At 67.9% G+C, this 24593-nt stretch carries 21 protein-coding genes and 1 riboswitch; of the genes, 18 read left to right on the top strand and 3 right to left on the bottom strand.

Annotated features, from left to right (window positions below):
- Positions 1-17 precede the first annotated feature (17 nt).
- From GC106_RS03900 to GC106_RS03865, 8 genes are all read left to right on the top strand, one after another.
- On the top strand, positions 18-785 hold the full coding sequence (locus tag GC106_RS03900; RefSeq protein WP_173124349.1) for a hypothetical protein: 768 nt from the start codon (positions 18-20) through the stop codon (positions 783-785).
- Positions 786-1024: 239 nt separating this feature from the next.
- Complete coding sequence (gene ileS / locus GC106_RS03895) at positions 1025-4156, top strand: isoleucine--tRNA ligase (protein ID WP_173124347.1); 3132 nt, start codon at positions 1025-1027, stop codon at positions 4154-4156.
- Between the two features lie 78 nt (positions 4157-4234).
- On the top strand, positions 4235-5887 hold the full coding sequence (locus GC106_RS03890; protein ID WP_173124345.1) for a penicillin-binding transpeptidase domain-containing protein: 1653 nt from the start codon (positions 4235-4237) through the stop codon (positions 5885-5887).
- Positions 5888-6050: 163 nt separating this feature from the next.
- Positions 6051-7295, top strand: a complete 1245-nt coding sequence (locus tag GC106_RS03885; protein ID WP_217279948.1) for a pyroglutamyl-peptidase I — start codon at positions 6051-6053, stop codon at positions 7293-7295.
- Between the two features lie 275 nt (positions 7296-7570).
- Positions 7571-7852, top strand: a complete 282-nt coding sequence (locus GC106_RS03880; RefSeq protein ID WP_173124344.1) for a DUF167 domain-containing protein — start codon at positions 7571-7573, stop codon at positions 7850-7852.
- A 21-nt stretch (positions 7853-7873) separates the two neighbouring features.
- Positions 7874-9352: a potassium/proton antiporter gene (locus tag GC106_RS03875; RefSeq protein ID WP_173124342.1), complete on the top strand. Its 1479-nt coding sequence runs from the start codon at positions 7874-7876 to the stop codon at positions 9350-9352.
- A gap of 319 nt (positions 9353-9671) precedes the next feature.
- A riboswitch (SAM riboswitch) is annotated at positions 9672-9788 on the top strand.
- Between the two features lie 33 nt (positions 9789-9821).
- Positions 9822-11174, top strand: a complete 1353-nt coding sequence (locus GC106_RS03870; RefSeq protein WP_173124340.1) for an aminotransferase class V-fold PLP-dependent enzyme — start codon at positions 9822-9824, stop codon at positions 11172-11174.
- 105 nt (positions 11175-11279) lie between these two features.
- Positions 11280-11768 carry a hypothetical protein gene (locus tag GC106_RS03865; protein WP_173124338.1) on the top strand — a complete coding sequence of 163 codons (489 nt, stop codon included), beginning with the start codon at positions 11280-11282 and terminating at the stop codon, positions 11766-11768.
- Between the two features lie 444 nt (positions 11769-12212).
- On the opposite strand, the gene GC106_RS03860 is transcribed toward GC106_RS03865, so the two are convergent.
- Positions 12213-12929, bottom strand: a complete 717-nt coding sequence (locus GC106_RS03860) for an ABC transporter permease (protein WP_173124336.1) — start codon at positions 12927-12929, stop codon at positions 12213-12215.
- Positions 12926-13834, bottom strand: a complete 909-nt coding sequence (locus GC106_RS03855; RefSeq protein WP_312872393.1) for an ABC transporter ATP-binding protein — start codon at positions 13832-13834, stop codon at positions 12926-12928. The genes GC106_RS03860 and GC106_RS03855 overlap by 4 nt, the downstream gene beginning before the upstream one ends.
- Positions 13835-13946: 112 nt before the next feature.
- Here GC106_RS03855 and GC106_RS47500 point away from each other — a divergent pair, with 112 nt between their 5' ends.
- The 6 genes from GC106_RS47500 (at position 13947) to GC106_RS03825 (ending at position 19125) form a co-directional block, all read left to right on the top strand.
- Positions 13947-15095, top strand: coding sequence for a sensor histidine kinase (locus tag GC106_RS47500; RefSeq protein WP_217279946.1), 1149 nt, complete (start codon positions 13947-13949; stop codon positions 15093-15095).
- 535 nt (positions 15096-15630) lie between these two features.
- Entirely contained in the window at positions 15631-16299 is a 669-nt protein-coding gene (locus GC106_RS03845; RefSeq protein WP_173124332.1) for a response regulator, read from the top strand.
- A gap of 20 nt (positions 16300-16319) precedes the next feature.
- A complete protein-coding gene (locus tag GC106_RS03840; RefSeq protein ID WP_173124330.1) occupies positions 16320-17156 on the top strand; it encodes a helix-turn-helix domain-containing protein in 837 nt (278 codons plus the stop codon).
- A complete protein-coding gene (locus GC106_RS03835) occupies positions 17149-17577 on the top strand; it encodes a VOC family protein (protein WP_173124328.1) in 429 nt (142 codons plus the stop codon). Before GC106_RS03840 ends, GC106_RS03835 begins: the two co-directional genes overlap by 8 nt.
- Before the next feature lie 65 nt (positions 17578-17642).
- The gene (gene lspA / locus GC106_RS03830; RefSeq protein ID WP_312872392.1) at positions 17643-18203 is read left to right on the top strand and encodes a signal peptidase II; all 561 of its coding nucleotides are present in this window, start codon (positions 17643-17645) and stop codon (positions 18201-18203) included.
- Positions 18204-18240: 37 nt separating this feature from the next.
- Positions 18241-19125, top strand: coding sequence for an RluA family pseudouridine synthase (locus GC106_RS03825; protein ID WP_173124701.1), 885 nt, complete (start codon positions 18241-18243; stop codon positions 19123-19125).
- Positions 19126-19135: 10 nt separating this feature from the next.
- On the opposite strand, the gene GC106_RS03820 is transcribed toward GC106_RS03825, so the two are convergent.
- The gene (locus GC106_RS03820) at positions 19136-20224 is read right to left on the bottom strand and encodes an Lrp/AsnC family transcriptional regulator (protein WP_173124326.1); all 1089 of its coding nucleotides are present in this window, start codon (positions 20222-20224) and stop codon (positions 19136-19138) included.
- A 163-nt stretch (positions 20225-20387) separates the two neighbouring features.
- On the opposite strand from GC106_RS03820, the gene GC106_RS03815 reads away from it, so the two are divergent.
- The 4 genes from GC106_RS03815 to GC106_RS03800 are packed head-to-tail and all read left to right on the top strand — an operon-like array spanning position 20388 to position 24589.
- Positions 20388-21785 (top strand): extracellular solute-binding protein, encoded by a 1398-nt coding sequence (locus GC106_RS03815; RefSeq protein ID WP_173124324.1) that lies wholly within the window; start codon positions 20388-20390, stop codon positions 21783-21785.
- 55 nt (positions 21786-21840) lie between these two features.
- Positions 21841-22716 (top strand): carbohydrate ABC transporter permease, encoded by an 876-nt coding sequence (locus tag GC106_RS03810; RefSeq protein ID WP_217279945.1) that lies wholly within the window; start codon positions 21841-21843, stop codon positions 22714-22716.
- On the top strand, positions 22713-23531 hold the full coding sequence (locus tag GC106_RS03805) for a carbohydrate ABC transporter permease (protein ID WP_173124320.1): 819 nt from the start codon (positions 22713-22715) through the stop codon (positions 23529-23531). Before GC106_RS03810 ends, GC106_RS03805 begins: the two co-directional genes overlap by 4 nt.
- Positions 23531-24589, top strand: a complete 1059-nt coding sequence (locus GC106_RS03800) for an ABC transporter ATP-binding protein (RefSeq protein WP_173124318.1) — start codon at positions 23531-23533, stop codon at positions 24587-24589. The genes GC106_RS03805 and GC106_RS03800 overlap by 1 nt, the downstream gene beginning before the upstream one ends.
- Positions 24590-24593 lie beyond the last annotated feature (4 nt).

Below are 24593 nucleotides of genomic sequence, written 5' to 3'. Positions count from 1 at the left end.
AGGGTCTGACCTAGAAGATGCTGTATCTGGTCCTGGTGCTCGTGGTGGCGTCGCTCGGGCTGTTGATCGCGGCGCTGACCACGGCCAACACGCTGTGGGCATGGATCTCCGTGCTGATCAGCGTGGTGGCAGGCGCCTTGCTGGTGCTCGACTGGATCCAGAACAGGCGTCGTCGGTCGCGGGGGGCTCCCGCGGCCGACCGGAGGCCCGAGCCCGAGCGGGTCGGAGAGCCACCGGCCGGGTCGTCCCCGGCGGAGCCGCCGCCGGCCCCGCCGCCTCCTCCGGTCCGGGCGACGTCCTCGTCCGCCGCGGCGGACGCCGTCTCCGACAAGGAGTTCGACGAGTCGTTCGAGGCGTTCGAGAACCAGCTCAAGGCCACGCCGATCGAACCGGTGGAACGCCCTGGGCCGGCGTACGAGAAGCCGGTCTTCGGTGAGCCGCCGTTCGGCACGAACCCGCCGGAACCGGTCACCGCTGTGCAGGAACCGGTCACCGATCTGCCGCCCGAGCCGGTGACGGCCGTGCAGCAGCCGGTGTTCGACCCGGACATCGAGCCGCCCGAGGAAGGCACGGACGCCACCGACCTGCTGGTCGTCAGTGAGCTGGCCGACCAGGTGGTCGTGATCGACGAACGGCCGCGCTACCACTTGGGCTCGTGTGTCTGGCTCGGCAACCGCCCGGTGCTGCCGCTGCCGGTGTCCGAGGCCCGCGAACTGGGGTTCACGCCGTGCGCGCTGTGCAGCCCGGACGCGACCCTGGCCGCCCAGCAGAGGGCTCGCTCGTAACCCGTTTGCCGGAGTTTGTACTCTAGGAGTACAGGCACCGATCCGGCCATCACCGGGGAGCCTCCGGAAGAACGGGTCCGCCAGGACCTCAGTAGAACCGGACGGGTAGGCCCGTCACAGCCGTCAACGAGTGGCTTTTGTCTCCTTCGACGAGAGCAATCGGGGTGGTACCGCGGTACGCCGGGAAAACCTGGTGTGTCGTCCCCAGTTGGGCAGACGACCGCGAGAGGCACCCGGAAATGCCGTACCCCAAGGCGACGCACGGCGGCGAGGCGACCGTGCCCGCCCAGCCCTCCTTCCCGAAGCTCGAGGCCGAGGTACTCCAGTACTGGGAGATCGACCGGACCTTCCAGGCCTCGGTCGAGGCGCGGCCCGCCGGGGAGAACGGCTCGAACGAGTTCGTGTTCTACGACGGCCCGCCGTTCGCCAACGGCCTGCCGCACTACGGCCACCTGCTGACCGGTTACGTCAAGGACGTCGTCCCGCGCTTCCAGACCATGCGCGGCAAGCACGTCGAACGCCGGTTCGGCTGGGACACCCACGGCATGCCGGCCGAGGTGACCGCCGAGAAGGAACTCGGCTTCAAGACCAAGGCGGACATCGAGCAGTTCGGTGTCGCCGCGTTCAACGACGCGTGCCGCAAGTCCGTGCTGCGGTTCACCGACGAATGGCGCGACTACGTCACCCGCCAGGCCCGCTGGGTCGACTTCGACAACGACTACAAGACGCTCGACCTCGACTACATGGAAAGCGTCATGTGGGCGTTCAAGTCCTTGTGGGACAAGGGCTTGGTCTACGAGGGCTTCAAGGTGATGTGGTACTGCTGGCGTTGCGAGACGCCGCTGTCCAACACCGAGACCAAAATGGACGAGGTCTACAAGGACCGGCAGGACCCGGCCGTGACGGTCAGCCTGCGGCTGGACAACGGCGAAGAGGCGCTGGTCTGGACGACGACGCCGTGGACGCTGCCGAGCAACCTCGCCGCCGCGGTGCACCCGGACGTCGACTACGTGACCGTGGAGCACGAAGGCCGCAAGTTTGTGCTCGCCGAGGCACGGGTTTCCGCGTACTCGCGTGAACTCGGCGAGGACGCCGCGGAGCGGATCGTCGCGCGGTACAAGGGAAGCGACCTCGTCGGGCGCCGCTACAAGCCGCCGTTCCCGTTCTTCGAGGGGCAGCAGCCGAACGCGCACCAGGTTCTCGCGGCGGACTACGTCACGACCGACGACGGTACGGGCATCGTCCACATCGCACCGGCTTACGGTGAAGAGGACAAGGTTGTCACGGACGCCGCGGGCATCACGGTCGTCGGCCCGGTCAACCCGCACGGTGAGTTCACCGAAGAGGTCGCGCCTTACGTTGGCATGCACGTGTTCGACGCCAACAAGGTGATCATCCGCGACCTCAAGGAAGCGGGCTTGCTGCTGCGGCACGAGACCTACGACCACCCGTACCCGCACTGCTGGCGTTGCGACAACCCGCTGATCCAGCGCGCGGTGTCGTCGTGGTTCGTTGCGGTGACCCAGTTCCGTGACCGCATGGTCGAGCTGAACCAGGAGATCAACTGGGTTCCCGGGCACGTTCGCGACGGTCAGTTCGGCAAGTGGCTGGCCAACGCGATCGACTGGGGCATCTCGCGCAACCGGTACTGGGGTTCGCCGATCCCGGTGTGGCGCTCGGACAACCCGGAGTACCCGCGCACGGACGTCTACGGTTCGCTCGACGAGCTCGAGCGTGATTTCGGTGTGCGGCCGGCGGATCTGCACCGGCCGGCGATCGACGAGCTGGTCCGGCCGAACCCGGACGACCCGACCGGCAAGTCGATGATGCGCCGGGTGCCGGAGGTGCTGGACTGCTGGTTCGAGTCCGGCTCGATGCCGTTCGCGCAGGTGCACTACCCGTTCGAGAACCGGGACTGGTTCGACCACCACTACCCGGGCGACTTCATCGTCGAGTACAACGGCCAGACGCGTGGCTGGTTCTACACGCTGCACGTGCTGGCGACGGCGTTGTTCGACCGGCCGTCGTTCCGTTCCTGTGTGGCGCACGGGATCGTGCTCGGCGACGACGGGCAGAAGATGTCCAAGTCGCTGCGCAATTACCCGGACGTCAACGAGGTGTTCGAGCGTGACGGCTCGGACGCGATGCGCTGGTTCCTGATGTCGTCGCCGATCCTTCGTGGTGGCAACCTGATCGTCACCGAGCGCGGGATCCGGGACGCCGTCCGGCAGGCAGTGCTGCCGCTGTGGAACTCGTACTACTTCCTTGCGTTGTACGCCAACGCCGAGGGCGTGGAGGGGACCTGGCGGACCGACAGCCAGCACGTGCTCGACCGCTACATCCTTGCCAAGACTCATGATCTGGCCGCTTCGGTGCGCGTCGCGTTGGAGACGTACGACATCTCCGGCGCGTGTGCCTCGGTGCGTGAGTACCTGGAGGTGCTGACCAACTGGTACGTGCGGCGCTCTCGTGACCGCTTCTGGTCCGGTGACCAGGACGCGATCGACACGCTGCACACGGTGCTCGAGGTCGTGAGCCGTCTGGCCGCGCCGTTGCTTCCGTTGACCACGGAGACGGTGTGGCGTGGGCTGACCGGTGAGCGTTCCGTGCACATGACCGACTGGCCGTCGGAGGACTTGCTGCCCGCCGACGACGAGTTGGTTGCCGGGATGGACCGTGTGCGTCAGGTCGCCTCGGCGGCGTTGTCGTTGCGTAAGACCAACAAGCTGCGCGTGCGGTTGCCGTTGGCACGTCTGGTGATCGCGTCGGAGGATGCGGCTGTGCTCGAGCCGTTCACCGAGCTGCTGAAGGACGAGGTGAACGTCAAGCAGGTCGAGCTGACCACGGATGTGGCCGCGCACGGGCACTTCGAGCTCGTGGTGAACGCGCGTGCGGCGGGTCCGCGGCTGGGCAAGGACGTGCAGACCGTGATCAAGGCCGTGAAGGCCGGCGAGTGGTCGACGTCTTCGACGGGCGCGGTCGTGGCGGCCGGGATCGAGCTGCTGGAAGGGGAGTACGAGCGTCGGCTGGTCACCGGTGACCACGGCGTGGCGGCTCCGTTGCCGGGTGGTTCGGGGCTGGTCGTGCTGGACACCGACGTGACGCCCGAGCTGTCCGACGAGGGGCTTGTGCGCGACCTGGTCCGGGTCGTGCAGCAGGCGCGCCGCTCGGCTGGTTTGGATGTGGCGGACCGGATCTCGCTCCAGCTTGACCTGTCCGGTGACGTGTTGCGGGCCGCTCAGCACCATGAGAAGTTCGTCGCTTCGGAAACCCTGGCCGAAGAACTGTCGTACGGTCCGGTTGGCGCGGACGCGGTCGAGGGCACGGTCGGCGACGGTGTAACAGTTCGGGTTGGGGTGGCCAGGAAGTAGCTCACCTGTCGCTACGTTGACACCTCTGGCATGCTGCCAATGGGTCTGGGGTGACCCATTAGACGGGGGTGGGACGTAGTGACGGACGGCAAGAGACGCGCGATCCTGATCGGCGGAGCCCTGGCGGCGGTGACAATCATCGTCGCCGGGGTTCTTGTCTTATGGCCGCCGTCCTCCGAGGGGGACAGCGCTGGAAACACGGCGAAAGACGGCCCGGAGATCCCCACCGTCGGCAACGGGCCGTCGACCAGCCAGGTGATCGACCCGTTCCTCAAGGCCCTGTCCTCGGGCAACGCCGCCGAAGCCGCCGCGTTGACGGACAACCCGGACGCGGCGCGGCAAGCGATCACGGCTCTTCACAAAGGCGTTCCGGCCGGCACGCTGACGTACACCCGTAAGCCGTCCGCGGACCCACAGCCCGGCGCCGCCACGGTCACCGTTCCTGTCGAGGCTACTCTGAAAGTGGCCAGCGCCAACAAGTGGTCCGTCTCGGTCCAACTGGCCAGGGTGAACGGCAAGTGGCAGGTGAAGTGGGCGCCGACGGTCCTGCACGGGAAGTTGCAGGCCGGGCAGACCATCGCGGTGATCGGCAAGATCGGCCAGGCGGGCCAGCCCGCGGTGCTCGGCGACGACGGCACGCCGATCGCCGTCTGGGAAGGCTCCACGGCCAAGCCGTTGGACCCGAAGATCTCCCCGTCGTTGATGAACACCCTCGTCGGTGGTGCGAGCGGCGGCGGCACCACCGACGCCCGGTACGTGGCCATCGTCGACGCCGCGGGCAAGGACGTCGAGACGCTGTTCGGTGAGAAGCCGGCACAGACCTCGACCGAGGCGGTGAAGTCGACGCTGAACGCCAAGATCGCCGTCGCCGCGCAGAACGCGGTCGCCAAGGCGAGCGAGCCCACGATGATCGTGGCGATCAAGCCGTCCACCGGCGGAATACTCGCCGTGGCCCAGAACGAAGCGGCCAGCGGCCCGGACAGCAACCCGCTGAGCGGCCAGTACGCCCCGGGGTCCGCGTTCAAGATCGTGACCGCGGCCGCCGCGATCCAGCAGCAGGGCCTCACCCCGGACTCGCCGGTGGCGTGCCCGGCCCAGGCCACCATCAGCGGCCGTGTCCTGAAGAACGACGGTTTCGACGTGCCGAACGCGAAGCTGCGCAACGCCTTCGCCCGGTCGTGCAACACGACCTTCGGTCAGATCGCCGGCCAGCTCCCGGCCGACGGACTGCGGAAGGCGGCCACCCAGCTCGGCCTCAACGCCGACTACGACATCCCCGGGATCAAGTCGGAGCTGGGCAAGGTGGAGGCCGCGGACAGCGCGGTCCAACGCGTCGAGGACAGCATCGGCCAAGGCAAGGTCGTCGCCTCGCCACTGGGAATGGCCCTCGTCGCGGCCACCGTGGCGGCGAAGAAGCCGGTCACCCCGACCCTGCGCAAGGACGCCCAGACCCAGGTCCTGGCGGGCTACCAGGCGCCGCCCGCAGCCGTGCTCGGCCAGGTCCAGGCGATGATGGGTGAGGTCGTGCAGTCGGGGACGGCCACCGAGCTGAAGAGGTTCCGGTCGGTTCACGGGAAGACCGGCACGGCCGAAACGGAGAACCAGGGCGACAACGCCCACGGCTGGTTCGTCGGCTTCCGCGGTGATGTGGCGTTCGCGGTCCTGGTGAAGGACGGCAAGACGTCGGACAAAGCGGTGACCGTCACTGCGGCGTTCCTCAGCGGCTTCTGACCGTGGTCCGCGCGGCTCCGCTGAGCCGCCTCCCGGAGGTTGGTCCTGCAGCGGCCCGTCTGAGTGGCCGGCCTCGGCCCTCTCTGCCGCATCGAGCAAACTTTCGGCGCCTGTGTGACCACTGTCCGCCCTGGTTGCATAGACCGACGTGAGGAGGATCTTCGTGAGAACTTTGCTGCGCAGGGCCGTGACCTGCGGAATCGTCGCCGGGGCGGTGATCGTCACGGCTCCGCTCGCCTTCGCCCATGAGCAGGCCGCCGACTGCTACGACCGCGCCGTGCCGGTGACCGTCTCGGAACGCAGGCTCGACCTGGCGGTTCCCCAGGAAGTGTTGCGGCGTAGTGGTTTCGACCGGTTCGGGAGCCGGTTCGAACGACTGCTGTGCGTTGTCCGGTCGAAGCAACAGGCAGATCATGTGGTCAAGCAGGAAGCCGCCGGGTTGTGGCGGGCGGCCGTCGACCGCGTGCAGGGTCGTGGGCCGGCAGGAGGTGACCTGCCCCGCGCCGACGACCGTCCGCTGTACTGGGCGCGGCTCGCGCTGACGAAGGCGCTGCGGCAATGGTTGCCCAGCTTCGCCCTGTCCGACGCGGCCAGGACCGAGCTGATCGGCTCGGTGGAGACCAGCTCGCGCGGCCAGGATTCGGTCGCGTTCCCGGCCGGGGTGAAACGGGTCCTGGTCAGTGGCTTCGACCCGTTCCAGCTCGACGGGGACATCCGCCGCAGCAACCCGTCCGGGGCGACCGCCTTGGCGCTGGACGGCGTGATGCTCAAGACGCCGCAGGGCCCGGCTGTCGTGCAGACGGCGATGTTCCCGGTGCTGTGGACGCCGTTCGAAGCGGGGATGGTCGAGCGCACGTTCCTGGCCGCGCTGCCGAAACTCGACATGTTCACGACGGTCAGCCAAGGCCGTGTAGGCAGAGTGGACATCGAGCGCTACAACGGCCGCTGGCACACCGGCCTGGACAACGACAACGAGAACCGCGCCACGACGATTCCGATCCCCGCGGGCGTGCCGACGGTGACACCACAGCCCGAGTTCGTGCCGACGACGCTGCCGTACGCCAAGATCGTCGCCGCGTCCACCGGCCGTTTCCCCGTCTTCGACAACACCTCGGTCACCGAAATCCGGCCTGGCACCACCACGCCCGTGGTTTCGCCGACCGGGCCCACGGAAGGCTCGATCGCCAGGGCGGGCGGCGGCGGGAGCTACCTGTCCAACGAAATCGCTTACCGCACAACGCTTCTGCGTGACGCGTTGAAACTGACGATTCCCGGTGGCCACGTGCACACACCGGTTCTGCAATTCGCCCCGGACAACACAACGGCGGTCACCGACCCGGTCTTCGAACAGAACCGGATCGACATCGTCGCTCAGGTCAGGAGCATCGTCGAGGTGGCGCTGTCCTGACCTGAGATCACCCGGCGCACCTGCGTCGAACGGGCTGATGCCGAAGTGCGGCACCAACCCGGGTTCTCGGCGGCCCGGCTCACCTGGTGAGCCGGGCCGTTTCTTTCCCGTTCACGCCGCCGTGCGGCAAGCATCTGTTCACCAGCACGTCCAGCCGACTGGTCGACCGCCGTCTGTACCGCTCGCAGTGCCTCCCGTAGTCGCGTTCCCGTCAGGTTCATCTGGGTTTTTCGCCAGAACCGGCGTGAACTGGCAACACCCTGGATAATCGCTTGGTGGAGTTCCGCTTCGCTGTCCGGGTGAAACCCGGCGCACGTCAGGACCGGGTCGGTGGCCGCTGGGGTGAGAACGCTCTCATCGTTGCCGTCGCGGCGCCCGCGGTCGAAGGGAAGGCGAACGAGCACCTTCGTGCCGTTCTGGCCAAGATTTTTGGTGTGCGCAAGGCGGATGTGTCTCTTGTGGCGGGTGAACGAGGCCGCGACAAGATTGTCGAGCTGTCACGCGCACCAGCGGATGCGGCCGAACGGCTCAACAAGCTGCTGACCGAGAGCACTTAGGACAGATGAGACAATGCGGGCGTGACTGGGCTGACCCTTGCCCTGGGGATCGGGGCTGCCGTAGTACTCGTGGCCGTGCTCGCGGTCCGGGTGTCAGTCCGGCTTGGCCTGCCTTCGCTGTTGCTGTACCTGGGCATCGGGGTCGCGATCGGCGAGGCGGGGCTGGGCATCCGCTTCGACGACGCCCAGCTCACGCAGGCACTCGGGCTCGCCGCCCTGGTGCTGATCCTCACCGAGGGCGGCCTGACCACGCGATGGTCGGATGTCCGGCTGTCCATGGGCATCGGCATCGCACTGTCCACTGTGGCCGTAGCGGTCAGTATCGGGGTGACCGCGGCGGGTCTGCACTTCATCCTCGGCCTGGACTGGAAACAGGCCGTGCTGTGGGGATCCGTGCTCGCCTCGACGGATGCCGCCGCTGTCTTCAGCGTCCTGCGCGGTCTGGGCGTCAGCAAACGGGTCGTCGGTTCACTCGAACTCGAATCCGGCTTCAACGACGCGCCGTCGTACATAGCCGTGGTCGTGCTGTCCACCGCGACCACGATCGACTGGGTCTTCCCGCTGCTGGCCGTGTACGAGCTCGCGGCGGGCGCACTGATCGGCGTGGGCCTGGGCTGGATCGGCGGTCTCATCCTGCGGCGGGTCGCCCTGCCCGCCACCGGCCTGTACCCGCTGGCCACCGTCGCGGTGTGCGTCGTCGCCTTTTCCACCGGCCAGCTCGCGCACGCCTCCGGCCTGCTCGCCACCTACGTCGCCGGCCTGGTGCTGGGCAACTCCCAGCTCCCGCACCGCGCCGACACGCTGTCGTTCGCCGAAGGCCTGGGCTGGCTGTCCCAGATCGGCCTGTTCGTGTTGCTCGGCCTGTTCGCCTCCCCGGCTCGTCTGCTCGATTCCGTTGTGCCGGGCCTCGTCGCGGCGGCAGTGCTCCTGCTGCTGGCACGCCCGTTGTCGGTCTTCCTGTCGTTGCTGCCCTTCCGTGTCCCGTGGCGAGAACAGGTGTTCCTGTCCTGGGCGGGCCTCCGTGGCGCGGTGCCCATCGTGCTGGCGATGATCCCGCTCAGCGAGGACCTGCCCGGTGCCCGCAACCTGGTCGACGCGGTGTTCGTGCTCGTGATCGTGCTGACCCTGGTGCAAGGCGGCACGCTCCCGCTGGTCGCGCGGACCCTCGGCCTGAGCAAGGGCGCCCAGTCCAAGCACGTGGAGGTCGACTCGGCCCCGCTGGACGAGCTGGGGGCCGAGCTGATCCAGGTCAAGATCCCGGAAGGCTCGAAACTGCACGGCGTCTACCTGACCGAGCTGCGGCTACCCCCTGGCGCCACGGTCAGCCTGGTCACCCGGGACGACGCCGCCTTCACCCCCGAACCCACCACGCGCCTGCAAATCCACGACCACATCCTCGTGGTCACCACCCGGCAAGCCCGGGACGCGACTGAACGCAGAATCCGCGCGATCGACCGCGCGGGCCGGCACGCCCGGTGGCGCGGCGAACACGGCGACTGAACCACCTCCTTCCACGACAGAGTCGCCACCTGACCGCGTCCGTCTCAAGGGACAGGCGCGGTCACTGACAGCGACCGCCCCGCGTGCGACCACGCCCGCCGCCGCGCCGAGGTCTCGGTGCCCGCCACGCTCGGCCGTGATCGACACCGAACTGACACCCGGCGCCACCTGTCCGAAAACAGACTCTCACCTGTGCGTTCGCACCCCTCCTTCGTCGTGTGCCAACGGACCGCTGGCCTGTCGGCCTGTGGTGTACAGCACATTTCGCCCGTGCGGTGGTCGCGTGAGACGGCGTCCGTCCGCTACTGTTCGAAACGAAGGTCATGAGCGCCAGCGTCAAGCCCCGGCTTGCTGGCCGGCAACCCTCCTACCGCGGTGGGGTGCCCCGGGTGAGGACCAGGCCCGCCACAACACCGTGGCCGGGCAAGCGCGGACCCTCGTGGGTCCCTGAGGCCCGGAGGAGCCAGAGATGACGCTCGCACTTCCCAGTCAACGCCAGTTCGCGCAGGACCAGGCGCCGGTGCAGGTGCCGCCGGTCGTCAGCGCCGCCCTGACCGTCCCGCTCGCCACCGGTGAGCAGATCCAGTACGCGAACCTCGACCACGCCGCCAGCGCGCCCTGTCTGAGCGCCGTGCAGGACGCGGTTGACGAACTCCTGCCCTGGTACGCCAGCGTCCACCGAGGCGCGGGGTTCGCCTCCCAGGTCTCCACCAAGGTCTACGAGCGTGCCCGCGATGTGCTGCGTGACTTCGTCGGTGCCCGCACCCGTGACACGGTCGTCTTCACCCGGAACTCGACTGATTCACTCAACCTCCTTGCCCGGTCGCTGCCCAAGGCGACCGCGGTCGTGCTGTTCGACACCGAGCACCACGCGGCGTTGCTGCCGTGGAAGGGCCCGTGGGTCCGGCGAGTCCAGACTCCGGCGTCCCCGGGTGACGCCGTCATCGCCCTGGACGCGGCTTTGGCCGCCGCACCCATCGGCCCCCGGCTCGTGGTGATCACCGGAGCGTCCAATGTGACCGGTGAGTTGTGGCCCATCGAGGAACTCGCCGCGGTCGCCCGGCGGCACGGTGCGCGGGTCGCCTTGGACGCGGCACAGTTGGCGCCGCATCGGCCCATCGACATCCGGTCGTGGAACGTCGACTACGTCGTGTTGTCAGGACATAAGCTGTACGCCCCTTTCGGCGCTGGTGTGCTGATCGGCCGTGCCGACTGGTTGCAGGCGGCGGAGCCATACCTGGCGGGCGGTGGCGCCACCAAGCACGTGGTGAGCTGGGGAGACCGGTTGGGCGTCGCATGGTCCGCGGTGCCCGAGCGGCACGAGGCCGGCTCTCCGAACGTCGTCGGCGTGCACGCCCTTGCCGTGGCATGCAAGACGATCGCCGCACGGTGGGCGGACATCGAGGCACACGAGATCGCCCTGCTGCACCGTCTGCGCACCGGTTTGCGCGAGGTGCCAGGCCTGACAGAGCTCAGCATCTTCGACGGTCCGCGAGTCGGTGTCGTCAGCTTCACGATCGCAGGCCATGACGCGGGCCTGATCGCAGCCGCGTTGTCCGCCGAGTACGGCATCGGTGTCCGCGACGGCGCGTTCTGTGCCCACATCGCGACTCGCCGCCTGCTCACCAAAGCCGGGTCGAGCGAGCAGCGCGCCCTGCGGGCCAGCATCGGACTGGGCACTACAACCGAGCACGTGGACCGCCTCGTGCACGCACTGCGCACGCTGGTGACCAATGGTCCGGCGCTGAACTACCGGCTCGAGGACGGCCGGTGGGTCCCGGAGAACGACACCAGGCCGCTGCCTTCGTTCCTCATCGACTGATCGCGGCGGTCGGAGACCGCACCCGGCGTCCACCCGGCCGCCGGCGTCGGCCGTTCTTGGTGGTTCGTCCAGTCCTGCGTGACGTCATCGTTGATACTCCTGCACATGAGTTATCCAGGTCCCGGTTGGCCGCAGCCGCCCTACGGCGGTTACGCCCCACGCCACAACACGGCTCCCGCCTACATCGCGGCGGCATTGTTCTTCCTGTGCGCGGTGTTCTCCCTGGTGGTCTCGATCATTTCCTGGGACGGGACGACGACCAGCGTGGAAGCGGTCATCTCGGTGCCCGGCATGGCGTTCGCCGAGGACGTCACCGGCAATGTCGACTTCGGTATCGCCACGGGGATCTCGGTCGCCTGCACCTTCGCGCTGTTCGCGATCCTGCTGGCGGCACGGCTCGCGTTCGCCCGGTGGATCCTCGTGGTCCTCGGCGCGGTCGTGGTGCTCTACTACATCTACGCGGTCATCCGGGTCCTCGTGGACGGCGGTGGCGAATTCATCGCCGCTCTGGCGCTGTCCCTGGTTCTGTGGCTGCTCGCAGAGATCGTTGTCCTCCTTCCCGCAGTCGGTGAAGCAATGCGCGGTCGGCGTTAGGCCGTGCGTTGCGGCACGGCCCGCCTGACCGAGCTCAGAACGGCGCCGCCCAGCGCGACCGTCACGGAGGCCACCGGCATGATCGCGGCGGCAACCGAGCCGCCCGCGATCCGCTCGGTACCGAGAGCCGACCACAACAGCGTCGCCGACGATCCACCGAGCCACGCCGAACGCGCTCAGCCGGAACACCAAACCAGCGACACTGCTGCGACAACGACGCCTTCGCCACAGTTGATCGAGAGTCCGGTGTGGTCGGACGGTCACGCTGGAGGCGACGGTCCCGGCCGTGTACTCGCCGGTGAGGCAAGTACTCCGAGCTCTGCTCCATGACGGGCGCTTGGACACTAGTTCTGCGTTCGGGCGTCGGGTTGTCCTCGCCATAACTCGACCGGACCGAGCGGATCTTCACCCACTCGACCGAAATCGAAGAACGAAGAACGTCGGTCAGACGTCCCTACGGACCATCGCCACGGCCGCGGCACCCAGTGCCACAACGACATAACCGGTTGCGACGAGCGGATCGGTCACATGGGGAAGCATCAGCGAACCGATGCGGTCGTCCCATGGGTCAGGCAGGAAACCGATGAGGGCCGGCACGATGAACACCAGCGCGGCGATCGCGAACAACGCGCCCGCAGTGGATCGGAGCACAGCACCCAGTCCCAGCCCGACAAGGGCGATCACCGTCGGCAGGCTGCCTGCCCCGACCAGTCCGGGTAACTCTTCCCCGAACGAGGCCGCGTAGGCGGGAAACCCGCGACTCGCCAGGATGTCCCGGCTCACCAGATACGTCGAGAAGGTCACCAGGAGCCCCGAAACCCACGCAAGGGCACCGATGACGACGGCCTTCGACAGCAGGACCGTAAGTCGCCTTGGCGCGACCGTCAGGCTGGTGCGGATCATGCCGGTCGCGTACTCGCCCGTGATGATCAGGACACCGAGCACGCCCAGGCAGAAGTGAAGCAGCGGTGCCGTGGTGTCCTCGATCGAACTGTCCGTGAGGCGAGCCCGGCTCTGCGGAGACATGCCGTTCCACGTTTGTGCCCACGCGTACGCCAGCAGGATTCCCACCACGGCGATCACGACCACCGCGAGCAGGACGTACTGGCTCGATCGCGTGGTGCGGATCTTCAGCCACTCGGCGGAGAGGACGTCTCTCATCGCTGAGCCCCCGCCCGGTAGTCAACACTGTCGGCGGTCAACGCCATGTATGCCTCCTCCAAGGACGCGCTGCGCGGAGTCACCTCGTGCACAGCGATGCCATGTGCTGCTGCCGCATCGCCGATCTCGGCGACGTCCAGGCCTTTCACGGACAAACCGCCACCCGGATCGCTGTCGACCTCGCCGCCTGCCGCCGTGAGCACCGTGGCGAGCTCGGCCTGCCGTGGGGAGCGCACCAGCACGCCCCGGCCGAACTGTCTGAGCAGGTCGCGGACTGTGGTGTCGCTGATCAACCGGCCACGGCCGATGATCAGCAGCCGGTCCGCCGTCTGCTCCATCTCACTCATCAAGTGGCTGGAAACGAGGACAGTGCGGCCCTCGGCGGCCAACGACCGGGTCAGCTCACGGATCCAGCGGACTCCGTCCGGATCCAGCCCGTTGACCGGTTCGTCGAACATCAGCACGCCGGGATCGCCCAGCAGGGCCGCGGCGATGCCGAGCCGCTGCCTCATTCCCAGTGAGAAGCCGCCTATCCGGCGCTTGGCCACGCCGGCGAGGCCGACCTGTTCCATGACGGACACCACGCGGGTGTCGCCGATGCCGTTTGTTCGTGCCAGGCAACGGAGGTGGTCGACCGCTGTTCGTCCACCATGGACCGCGTTGGCGTCGAGCAGGGCACCGACCTCGTGCATGGGAAAGCGCAACTGGTCGTACCGGCGGCCCTGGACCAACGCCTCGCCCGAAGTCGGTGCGGCCAGGCACAGCACCATTCTCATGGTGGTCGACTTCCCGGCGCCGTTTGGGCCGAGGAAGCCGGTGACACACCCGGGATTGACTTGTACGGAAAGGCTTTCCACCGCGGTGGTGGACCCGTAGCGTTTGGTGAGGTGCGTTGTTTCGATCACGGTTCCACGCTGCCGTACCCGGCCCGGTCGGCGCATCTGTCTGGAGATAGAACCGCGATCTCTATCTCCAGACAGAGGCGGACTGTCGGACCCCCGCGCTAGCGTCGGAGGCGTGGACGAAACAGCATCCCGACCGTTCCTGATCGGCGGGCTGACCAGAGAGCAACAGTACGTGTGCGACAGCGCTTTCGCATTCGTGTACACGCTGCTGGCGCTCATCCCGGTCGTGCTGCGCGACGCCGCGCAAGCAGTGCCGGAGTGGCTGGCCGCTGTTCTCGTGGCCGGTAGCACGCTGCCGATCGCGGTCCGCCGTCGCTGGCCGCGGCCGGTGTTCGGAACCGTCCTCGCGCTGTCGACACTGTGTCTGACGCTCGACCTGCTCGACACGTTCTTCGTCGCCCCGGCGGCCACTGTGTACATCTTGGCTCTGACAGAACGGCGACCCCGCTGGGAACCGACGTTGACGCTCGGCTTACTCAGCAGCCTCGGATTGTTCATGGTCGTGCTGATCAGTCCGATCAGCACGCGATGGTCGACGGCAGGCCAACTGCTGATCGGCGCGGCGATTCTGGGCGTGACCTGGACAGTCGGCCGGGCGATCCGTGACCGCCGTGCATACCTTGCGCGGTCGACCGATCGTGCGGTCACGGAAGAGCGTCTGCGCATCGCCCGGGAGCTTCATGACGTGGTCGCGCACAGCATGGGCCTGATCGTGGTGAAGGCCGGGGTGACGAACCACTTGGTCGACGTCCAGCCCAGGCAGGCCAGGGAAGCCTTGCACGTCATCGAAACGACAGGACGTGACGCGTTGACGGAGATGCGGCACATGCTCGGAGTACTCCGAACCGGCGGCTCGCAGGTCGAGTTCGCCCCGGCGCCCCAGCCGGGCGGTCTGGCCGAACTGGCGGACCGGGCGGCGCTGGCCGGCGTCCGGGTCACCATGAAAACCCATGGCCTGGAACGATTATCTGAAGGTATCGGTCTCTCGGTCTACCGGATCGTCCAGGAGGCACTGACCAACGTGGTGAAGCACGCGGCACCGGCAGCGTGCCGAATCATCGTGGAGAACAAGGAAAGAGAGGTCCGAATCGAAGTGATCGACGACGGCTCAGGCGGCAACATCCCCGCCCGTCAACCCGGCCACGGCCTGATCGGCATCAGAGAGCGCGTAACGATGTACGACGGAACCTTCGAAGCAGGCCCACGCCCGCAAGGCGGATTCCGCGTGTACGCAACCCTTCCTTACGGAGAAACACCATGAACACCACACCCACTCACTCCCTCCCCGCCCACGCCGACCGGTCCGCCCACCCCAGCCCGGCACCACCATCAAGGCCCCCAGTTGGTCCACGCAGGAGCGGCCACCCACCGCCTTACAGGCGCAACCGCCCGCGGCCGGTAGTGTTCCCGCGCAGTCCAGCACCACCAAGGTTCCCGCTGAGCTCATGCAGGAACGGTCAACGGCCGCTTACAGGCGTGATCCCACCTTCGGTGGTGTTCACGCGCACCAGTCGCCGGGGCAGCCTTGGCCGGTGTGAGGACACCCTGTCATCAAACAGCTCCGAGTGGCGACGACGTGCGCCAGGCCGCGACCCCAACGTGATCAGGACGTCCTATATGGACATCCTGGCTTGCATGGTGATGGAGGACGGGACGGGGCCAGGGAGGGCGAACGGGCTCGAGAGGCCAGTAAACCCTGTGCGGCGGTCAGGCGGACGGGACAAGAATGATGGCAGAGTGGCGGTGGGAACGCAGGATGGCTAGGGCGGTTATGAGGTTGATGTGTGAAGACGGACATGGTTCGGGTTGTCATCGCTGACGACCAGACGTTGCTGCGCGGTACTTTCCGGGCGCTGATCGATTCTGATCCTGAGTTCACCGTTGTGGGGGAGGCGGGGACTGGGCGGGAGGCGGTTGACGTTGTCGCGCGGGAGCGGCCGGATGTCGTGTTGATGGATGTCCGGATGCCGGAGATGGACGGGATCGAAGCCACTCGCTTGATCTGTGCCGCGCGGCCGGAGACACGGGTCTTGATCCTGACTATGTTCGATCTGGACGCTTATGTCTATGCCGCGCTTCGGGCCGGGGCGAGTGGGTTTCTGCTCAAGGACGCGCGGCCGGGGGACCTGCTGGCGGCGGTTCGGACTGTCTCGGCCGGGGACGCGTTGCTCGCGCCCAAGGTGACCAAGCGGTTGATCTCCGAGTTCGCCGGGCGGCCCGTGCCGCGGCGGGCCGCCGAGGAACTGGCCAAGATCACTGAACGGGAGACGGAGGTGTTGACCCTGATCGCCAAAGGGCATTCGAATGCGGAGATCGCCGAACGGCTGCATGTCAGCCTCGGCACCGTGAAAACCCACGTCAGTCACCTGCTCGGCAAGTTCGAGGCGCGTGACCGGGCCCAGCTTGTGATCGTCGCGTACGAGACGGGCCTGGTGTCGGCCGCGGGGGTCTTACACCGCGACTGAACTGGCTTACGCTGAACCCGATGGCTGAGTCGGATGTGGACTTCGCGACGCGGGCACCGCACCCCGCGCTGCGCCACCTTGTCCGGCGCTATATCGGGTACACGCAGCATGACGTCGGGTTGGCGGTGCACCGGGGGCTGCCGTCCGGCACGGTCACGCTGATCATCAGCTTGGCTGAGCCGATCCGGATGGTGGGCGGGCCGGGTGGCGGGCGCGCGGGGCAGGCGGTGGTCGGTGGACTGCACCTCGAACCCACGCTGATCGAACAGGACCGGTTCCAGCAGGGGCTGCACATCGAGCTGAACCCGGTCGGTCTGCGGGCCCTGCTGGGGGTTCCGGCGACCGAGCTGACCTCGGACGTGATCGACGTGGCCGAGCTGCCGGTGAGATGGGCGGCGTCGTTGCCGGACCGGCTGGCCGCGCAACCGACGTGGGCCGAGCGGTTCGCGCTGCTGGACGCCGAGTTCGCTGGGGCGCTGCGGCCGGTCACCCTGGTGGCCGAGGTGCAGTGGGCGTGGCGGCGGATGGTCACCGGCCGAGGCGCGCAGCAGGTCAACGATCTGGCCGACGAGGTCGGCTGGAGCAGGCGGCACTTCACGTCACGATTCGCGCGGGAGGTGGGACTCGGACCGAAACAGGTGTCCCGGCTGATCCGGTTCGAACGCGGCGCGTCGCTCATCCGGGCAGGTCAGCCCCTGGCTGAAGCCGCCATCACGGCCGGCTACTACGACCAGGCGCACATGACCAACGAATGGCGTTCGTTCGCCGGTTGCACGCCGGCGACGTGGGTGCGTGAGGAGCTCCCGTTTCTCCAAGACTTGAGTGACGAGGACTCGGCACAGTCGCCCCATGACTGAGAACAACACCGCTGAAAACAACACCACTGAGAACACCCCAGGCGTCTGGGCCTGTTTGAGCTACAACGACGCGGAGGCCGCTCGGGTCTTCCTGACCGAGGTGCTCGGCTTCACCGAGGCACTGACCGTCCGCGACGAGAACGACAAGACCCGAATCGTGCACGCGGAGGTGAAATGGCCTGAAGGCGGCGGCATCATGTACGGCTCCGGCGGGACCCACCCCGACTACCCGCAGCCGGTACCCGGAACCCAGTGGGTCTACGTCGTCACGAAGGACGTGGACGCCGTCCACAAGCGGGTCGTCGAGGCCGGTGGAAAGGTCGTCACCGAGCCACAGGACACCGACTACGGTTCGCGCAGCGTGGCCATCGCCGACCCCGAGGGCAACGTCTGGACGTTCGGTACGTACGCCGGCGCGTGACCCGGCCGGACCGTTAGGGCCGGGTAGTGGCGGGCACGGCCAGGTGATGCGTGGAGAATGAACTGGTGAGTACCGAGAGCAACCCGGAGGAGACCAGGCCCCCGCGCAAGGCGGCGATCCTGTTGGGCACGGCCGTCGTGTTCTTCGCGGTCGACCTGGTGACCAAGATCGTGGCGCTGGCGAACCTGGAGGGCAGGGAACCGGTCCGGGTCCTCGGCGGCCTGGTCTACCTGCAGATTGTCCGCAATCCGGGTGCCGCGTTCTCCATCGCGACCGGGATGACGTGGGTGCTCGCCCTTGTCGCCATCGGCGTGGTGGTCGCGATCATCTGGGTGCTGCCCAAGCTGCGGTCCGGTGGCTGGGCCATCGGGCTCGGGCTGGTGCTGGCCGGCGCGCTGGGCAACCTGATGGACCGGTTCTTCCGGGCGCCGGGCCCGCTGCGCGGGCATGTGGTCGACTTCCTGTCGCTGTTCGGCCCGGACGGCCGGTACTGGCCGGTGTTCAACGTGGCGGATGCCAGCATCGTGGTCGGCGGAATCCTGATCGTGGTGCTGTCGCTGCTCGGCCACGAGTACGACGGCCGCCGTTCCCGCGACAAGAAGCCGGAGGCCGCGTCCAGTGAGTGACCTGCGAACCCTGCCCGTCCCCGACGGCCTCGACGGCATGCGGGTGGACGCCGGGCTGTCCAAGTTGCTGGGCCTGTCGAGGACCGCTGTCGCGGCGATCGCGGAGGCGGGTGACGTCGTCATCGACGGGCGGCCGGCGGGCAAGTCCGACCGGCTTGTGGCGGGCACCTGGCTCGAGGTGACGTTGCCCGCGCCGGAACGCCCGGTGGAGATGATCCCGGTACCCGTGGAGGGCCTGCGGATCATCTTCGAGGACGACGACATCGTGGTGGTCGACAAGCCTGTCGGCGTGGCCGCCCACCCGAGTCCGGGCTGGACCGGTCCGACGGTCATCGGCGGGCTCGCCGCGGCGGGCGTGCGGGTCTCCACGTCGGGCGCGGCAGAGCGGCAGGGTGTGGTGCATCGGCTCGACGTCGGGACCACCGGCGTGATGGTCGTCGCCAAGAGCGAGTACGCGTACACGGTGCTCAAGCGGGCGTTCAAGGAACGCACCGTCGACAAGATCTACCACGCTGTCGTCCAGGGGCACCCGGACCCGTCGACGGGCACCATCGACGCGCCGATCGACCGGCACCCCAAGCACGACTACAAGTTCGCCGTGGTCGCGTTGGGCAAGCCGAGCGTCACGCACTACACCGTGCTGGAGGCGTTCCGGGCGGCCTCGCTGGTCGAGGTCAAGCTGGAGACCGGCCGGACGCACCAGATCAGGGTGCACTTCTCGGCGCTGCGTCACCCGTGCGTCGGTGATCTGACCTACGGCGCCGATCCGGTGCTGGCCAAGCGCCTGGGGGTGACCCGGCAGTGGCTGCACGCCTGGTCCCTCGGGTTCGAGCATCCGGCGGACGGCCGGTGGGTGGAGTTCACCAGCGAGTACCCCGAGGACCTGGCCGTCGCCCTCGAAGGGCTGCGCGCCGAGTCCTGACCAGCGCGGTCTACGGCTCGACGGTCCAGGTCAGCGCCCGGGACAGGTCGTCCGGCCGGGCGCTCCACCGGACGGCGCTGATCTCGAGGTTCTCGGGCAGCACGTACACCGTGTGCCCGCCGGCGGTCTCACCGGGCGCGACACCGATCCGGTGCGGCGGCCGGGACGACAGCGACACCGGCGCCTTCGACACGGTCTGGCCGTCCTTCGCGATCAGCACGAGGTACAGGTCGGGCAGCGAGTTGAACGCCTGCGTGCCCCGGTTGACCATCTCGGTGTGCACGACGACCGAACGTTCACCTTCCTGCAATCGGTACCCGGCGGCGGTGAACAGGAAGTCCGCCGGGTCGACGACCTCGACGAGCTGGATCGCCAGGTACTCGCCTTCCAGGCCTTCGGCTTCGAGCGTCCCGCCGACCTTGCCGGTCCGGGCGGACGGCTGACGGGGCGCCGGCCGGGCGGGCTGCACCTGCACCTGGGCGACCGGTGCGGCGTGCGTGACCTGGGCCTGGCCGGGCTGGTCGCCGCGGGCCCATGTGGACGTCTGCGGCGGCCCCCACGTGGTCATCACGGGGTCCGGTGGTGGCGCGGGCTGGGCGGGAATCGGGTGGCTGGGCGGTTGAGGTGGTCCCTGATAGCGGCCGGAGGGCGTGCCGTGCACCGGATACGGCCCTGACGGAGTCGCCGGGGGCGGGTAGGCGCCGGAAGGTGTGCCCGCCGGATGTGCGTAGGGGCCAGAGGGTGTGGCCTGGTGCTGGTAAGCGTTGGCGCCCGACGGCGGCCCCATGGGATAGGCGTGCCCAGCGGACGGTGGCGGATACGCACCAGGCGGGAAGGCGTTCGGCGGATAGACACCGGACGGTGTGCCCTGGACCGGGTAGCTCGGTGGCGCGACGGCCGCCAGCGCGGCCCGTATCCCGTTCGGGTCGCATTCCACTCCGACGACCAGCGGCAATCCGTTGGCGGAGAGTGCGACAAGCCGGGACGCCACCTCCCTGGGGTCCATCCCCATCCGGGCGGCGACCTCGTGCACGGCGGCCCTGCCCATCTCGGCGATCAGGCTGAGCAGGCGCATGTCCACGGGATCGGGGGTCACCACGGCTGGAAACGCTACCCCGTCGTAGTGATCAGTGCGTGCACCGCCGTATCCCTCTCGCCCGAACGGGCTGCTCCGCTCTCTTGTCATTGATCACCTTCTGACAGAGGATACGGCCACCAACCGCCAGTGGTTCCGGTGAAGTTTCCACCTGGGAGGCGCGACGATGCGACGAAGGTCCTTGATGTCCTTGCTGGTGGCGCTGACGTTGCCGGCCGCGGGATGCGTCGGCAAACCCGCCGGGACCGACACCGGTCAGAACGCCGACGTCAGGGAGTACACCCTCACGATCTCGTCCAACGCGCTGGCGGGCGGCAAGAACGCCGCCATGGCCAAGTGGACTACCGAGTACGTGATCCCGAAGTTCGTCGAGGCCCAGAAGGCCAAGGGGATCAACGCCACGGTCCGGTTCGAGGGCAACGGCGCGGACGACAAGGACTACAAGACCAAGGTCGCGCTCGACCTGAAGACCGGCGGCGGCGCCGACGTCCAGGAGATCGACGGCATCTGGCTGGGTGAGTTCGCCCAGGCCGGGCAGGCCAAGCCGCTGGCCGATCTGGTCGGGCAGGACAAAGTGGACGCGTGGGAGGGCTGGTCGAGGATCCCGCCCGCCGTCGCGGCGCTCGGTGACTTCGAAGGCAGGCGTTACGGTGTTCCGGTCGGCACCGACGGCCGCGTCCTGTACTTCAACAAGAAGCTCTTCGCGCAGGCCGGGCTGCCGGCCGACTGGCAGCCGCGCAGCTGGGACGAGATCCTCGACGCCGCGCGGAAGCTCAAGGCCGTTCCCGGCATCGTGCCGATCCAGCTGAACGCGGGCACCGCGATGACCGAGGCGACGACGATGCAGGGTGTGCTGCCGTTACTCGCCGGCACCGGCAAACCCGTCTACGACAACGGCAAGTGGCAAGGCGCCACGCAGAACGTGAAGGACGTTCTCGGCTTGTACCAGACGATCTACTCCGGCGGCCTCGGTGACCCGCTGCTGCAGCAGGAGGCCAAGGGCCGGGACAAGTCCTTCGCGCAGTTCGCCGACAACAAGATCGGCATCCTGCTGGAGAGCGACTACTTCTGGCGCGCGGTGCTCAACCCGGCCAACGGCGTCGCCAAGATGGCCGATCGCGACTCCGCTGTCGGCTGGGCCCGGATTCCGGCCCAGCGGCCCGGTTCGGGCGTCGGCGGCCAGGACTTCGTGAGCATGTCCGGCGGGTCGATCCGGATGGTCAACCCGAACACCAAGTACCCGCGGCAGGCGTGGGAGTTGCTGCAGTTCATGAACTCGTTCGACGCCACCAGGGCGCGCGTGGCCGACACTCCCCAGATCACTGTGCGCAGCGACGTGAACGACGAGGTGCTCAAGGGCGACCCGATGCTGACGTACGTGTCCAAGGAGGTCCTGCCGATCACCCGGTACCGGCCGGGTCTCGCGCAGTACACGCCGGTGTCGGCCGCGTTGCAGCAGGCGACCGCGGACGTGGTCGCGGGCAAGAGTCCCGACGAGGCCGCGGCGGCCTACCAGCAGGCCGTGGTCAAGGCTGTCGGCGAAGCCAACGTCGCCACCGGTTGATCCGGTGACGACCACGGCGACACCTGTCGCCCCGCAGCGAGAACCACGATCGAGGGTGCCGGCGACCGACTCGGCCGGGCTCGGCCGGGGCCGGGCGCTGGCGTTCGTCGCGCCCGCGCTGGTGCTGATCGGGATCTTCCTGGTCTTCCCCGCGCTGTGGAGCATCTACATCGGACTGACCGACTACACCCTGACCGGGCCGTCGTCGGTCAATCCGCGGATCGTGGGCGCCGACAACATCACCGGGGCGTTGAGCGACCCGCTGTTCGGCAACTCCTTGTGGCTGACGCTGCTCTTCGTGTTCGGGTCGGCCCTGATCGGCCAGAACATCCTCGGGTTCACGCTGGCGTGGATGCTGCGCGGGGCGCGGCGGTGGTTACGGCGCCTGGTCGAAGGTCTGGTCCTGCTGGCGTGGATCCTGCCGAGCACGGTGGTCGCGTACCTGTGGGTCGCGGTGCTGGACAGGGACGGCGGCACGCTCAACGCCCTGCTGAACACGCCGGGCACGGCCTGGCTGGTGCAGTACCCGATGATCAGCCTGATCGTGTTCAACCTGTGGCGTGGCACGGCTTTCTCGATGCTGCTGTACAGCTCGGCGCTCGACGTCGTACCGCCGTCGCAGCTGGAGACGGCGAGGATGGTCGGTGCGGGCCGGTTCAGCACGCTCAAGGACGTCGTGTTCCCGCACATCCGCGGGCACGTGCTGACCAACACGCTGCTGATCACGTTGTGGACGGCCAACGACTTCACCCCGTTCCTGCTGACCGCGGGCGGGCCGGACCACCGGTCGGAGACGTTGCCGGTCTTCATCTACCAGCAGGCGCTGGGTTCGGGCGCGCTCGGGTACGCGTCGGCGATCTCGTTCCTGCTGTTGCTGGTCAACCTGGTGATCGCCTTGGTGTACCTGCGGTTGCTGCGGAGGCGCGGATGACTTCCCTGGTCCTGCGCCGGATCGGGTACACCGTGTTCTTCGCGGTGATCCTGGCGTTCTTCGCGATCCCGATGCTGTGGCTGGCCAGTGCGCCGTTCGACAGCAAGCCGGGCCTGGGGCTGCGGTGGCCGGACTGGACGTTCGGCAACGTGACCGCCACGCTGGAACATCCGTACGCGCTGACTTCGCTGGTGAACTCGTTGCTGCTGTGCGGATTGGCGATGATCGTCACGACGGTCCTCGCCGCGTGTGCGGCCTACGCCCTTTCGCGGGTACGGATTCCCGGCCGGGACGTGCTGCTGTACCTGTTGCTGCTGCTGTCCAGTGTGGTCACCGGGACCGCGGCGATGGTGCCGATCTTCGTGATGATGTACCAGCTGGGCCTGATCAACTCGCAGTACGGCACCGCGCTGGTGATCGCGGGCGGGATGCTGCCCGCGGCGATCTTCATTCTGAAGGACTTCGTGGACGCCGTCCCGCGCTCCTACGAGGAGTCCGCGCGGGTCTTCGGCGCGTCACCCGGGCAGATCCTGCTGCATGTGGTCCTGCCGATCGCACGCCCCGGCATCGCCACCATCGTGGTGTGGTCGTTCGTGCAGGCGTGGGGCAATTTCCTGCTGCCGTTCCTGTTGCTGCGTGACATCAACAGCCAACCCGCCGCAGTGCTGATGCGCACGCTCTACGACGAAGGCGGCAGCGCCAACCTGACGGTCATCCCGGTGTTCTCGTTGCTGTACTCGATCCCGGTGGTCGTGCTGTACCTGTTTGTGAGCAAGCGTTACGGCTTCCGGTTCCACGGAGGGATCAAGAGCTGATGGCCCGGATCAAGATCGACCAGCTGTCCACTGTGTACCCGAATGGCGTGCGTGCGGTGGACTCGCTCGACCTGGAGATCGCCGACGGTGAGTTCTTCGCCCTGCTCGGGCCCTCCGGCTGCGGCAAGACCACGTTGCTGCGCACCATCGCGGGCCTGGAACAGGCCAGTGGGGGCTCGGTGTCGATCGGTGACAAGGACGTGACTTCGTTCGAACCCGGCCGTCGCAACGTCGCGATGGTGTTCCAGGACTACGCCTTGTTCCCGCACATGACCGTGTCGGAGAACATCGCGTACCCACTGAAGGTCCGGCGCCAGCCCAAGACACGGCAACGGGAAGTGGCCGAGCGCACCGCCGGCAGCCTGAGCCTCGGCGGTCTGCTGGAACGCAGGCCGGGCCAGCTCTCCGGCGGCCAGCAGCAGCGGGTCGCGCTGGCGCGTGCGGTCGCGATCGACGCGGACGTCCTGCTGCTGGACGAACCGCTGTCCAATTTGGACGCACGGTTGCGGCTGGAGGCGCGGACGTTCCTCAAGCGGCTGCAGAAGGACATCGGCATCACCACGGTCTTCGTCACCCACGACCAGGCCGAGGCCCTCGCGCTGGCCGACCGGATCGCGGTCATGGAGGCCGGCCGAATCCGTCAGCTGGGCAGCCCGCGTGACGTGTTCCGCCGCCCCTCGGACACGTTCGTCGCGAACTTCATCGGCTCGACTCCGATGAACCTGCTCGACGGCACCATCGAGAACGGTTCACTGTCGGTCGCCGGCGCGACCCTGCCGTCACCGGTGGACCTCCCGGACGACACGAAAGTGACGGTCGGTATCCGGCCGGAGTACCTCTCGCTGGAGCCGGCGGGCCAGGGGATCACCGGAACCGTGTCGACCATCGAGAACCTCGGCGTGAGCTCGCTTGTCACGCTGGAGTGCCCGGACGGCAGCCTGCTGGGGCTGACTGTCCGTGAGCAACACGAACCGGCGATCGGATCCACTGTCACCGCGGTGCCCGAGCAGGGCCGCCTTCTGCTGTACGGCAAGGAGGACGGCACCGTTCTCCGGTGACCAG

This window comes from Kibdelosporangium persicum, assembly GCF_013280595.1.
GTDB classification, from domain to species: Bacteria; Actinomycetota; Actinomycetes; order Mycobacteriales; family Pseudonocardiaceae; genus Kibdelosporangium; species Kibdelosporangium persicum.
Note: the sequence above shows the minus strand (reverse complement) of the source record. Positions and strands in the feature narration are given on the sequence as shown.

Excerpts from the sequence above, each read along its gene's own strand:
- GC106_RS03845 (WP_173124332.1), top strand. The coding sequence starts at position 15,631 with ATGGTTCGGGTTGTCATCGCTGACGACCAGACGTTGCTGCGCGGTACT.
- GC106_RS03835 (WP_173124328.1), top strand. The coding sequence starts at position 17,149 with ATGACTGAGAACAACACCGCTGAAAACAACACCACTGAGAACACCCCA.
- GC106_RS03805 (WP_173124320.1), top strand. The coding sequence starts at position 22,713 with ATGACTTCCCTGGTCCTGCGCCGGATCGGGTACACCGTGTTCTTCGCG.
- GC106_RS03825 (WP_173124701.1), top strand. The coding sequence starts at position 18,241 with ATGCGGGTGGACGCCGGGCTGTCCAAGTTGCTGGGCCTGTCGAGGACC.
- GC106_RS03800 (WP_173124318.1), top strand. The coding sequence starts at position 23,531 with ATGGCCCGGATCAAGATCGACCAGCTGTCCACTGTGTACCCGAATGGC.
- GC106_RS03860 (WP_173124336.1), bottom strand. The coding sequence starts at position 12,929 with ATGAGAGACGTCCTCTCCGCCGAGTGGCTGAAGATCCGCACCACGCGA.
- ileS (WP_173124347.1), top strand. The coding sequence starts at position 1,025 with ATGCCGTACCCCAAGGCGACGCACGGCGGCGAGGCGACCGTGCCCGCC.
- GC106_RS03840 (WP_173124330.1), top strand. The coding sequence starts at position 16,320 with ATGGCTGAGTCGGATGTGGACTTCGCGACGCGGGCACCGCACCCCGCG.
- GC106_RS03900 (WP_173124349.1), top strand. The coding sequence starts at position 18 with ATGCTGTATCTGGTCCTGGTGCTCGTGGTGGCGTCGCTCGGGCTGTTG.
- GC106_RS03865 (WP_173124338.1), top strand. The coding sequence starts at position 11,280 with ATGAGTTATCCAGGTCCCGGTTGGCCGCAGCCGCCCTACGGCGGTTAC.
- GC106_RS03870 (WP_173124340.1), top strand. The coding sequence starts at position 9,822 with ATGACGCTCGCACTTCCCAGTCAACGCCAGTTCGCGCAGGACCAGGCG.
- GC106_RS03815 (WP_173124324.1), top strand. The coding sequence starts at position 20,388 with ATGCGACGAAGGTCCTTGATGTCCTTGCTGGTGGCGCTGACGTTGCCG.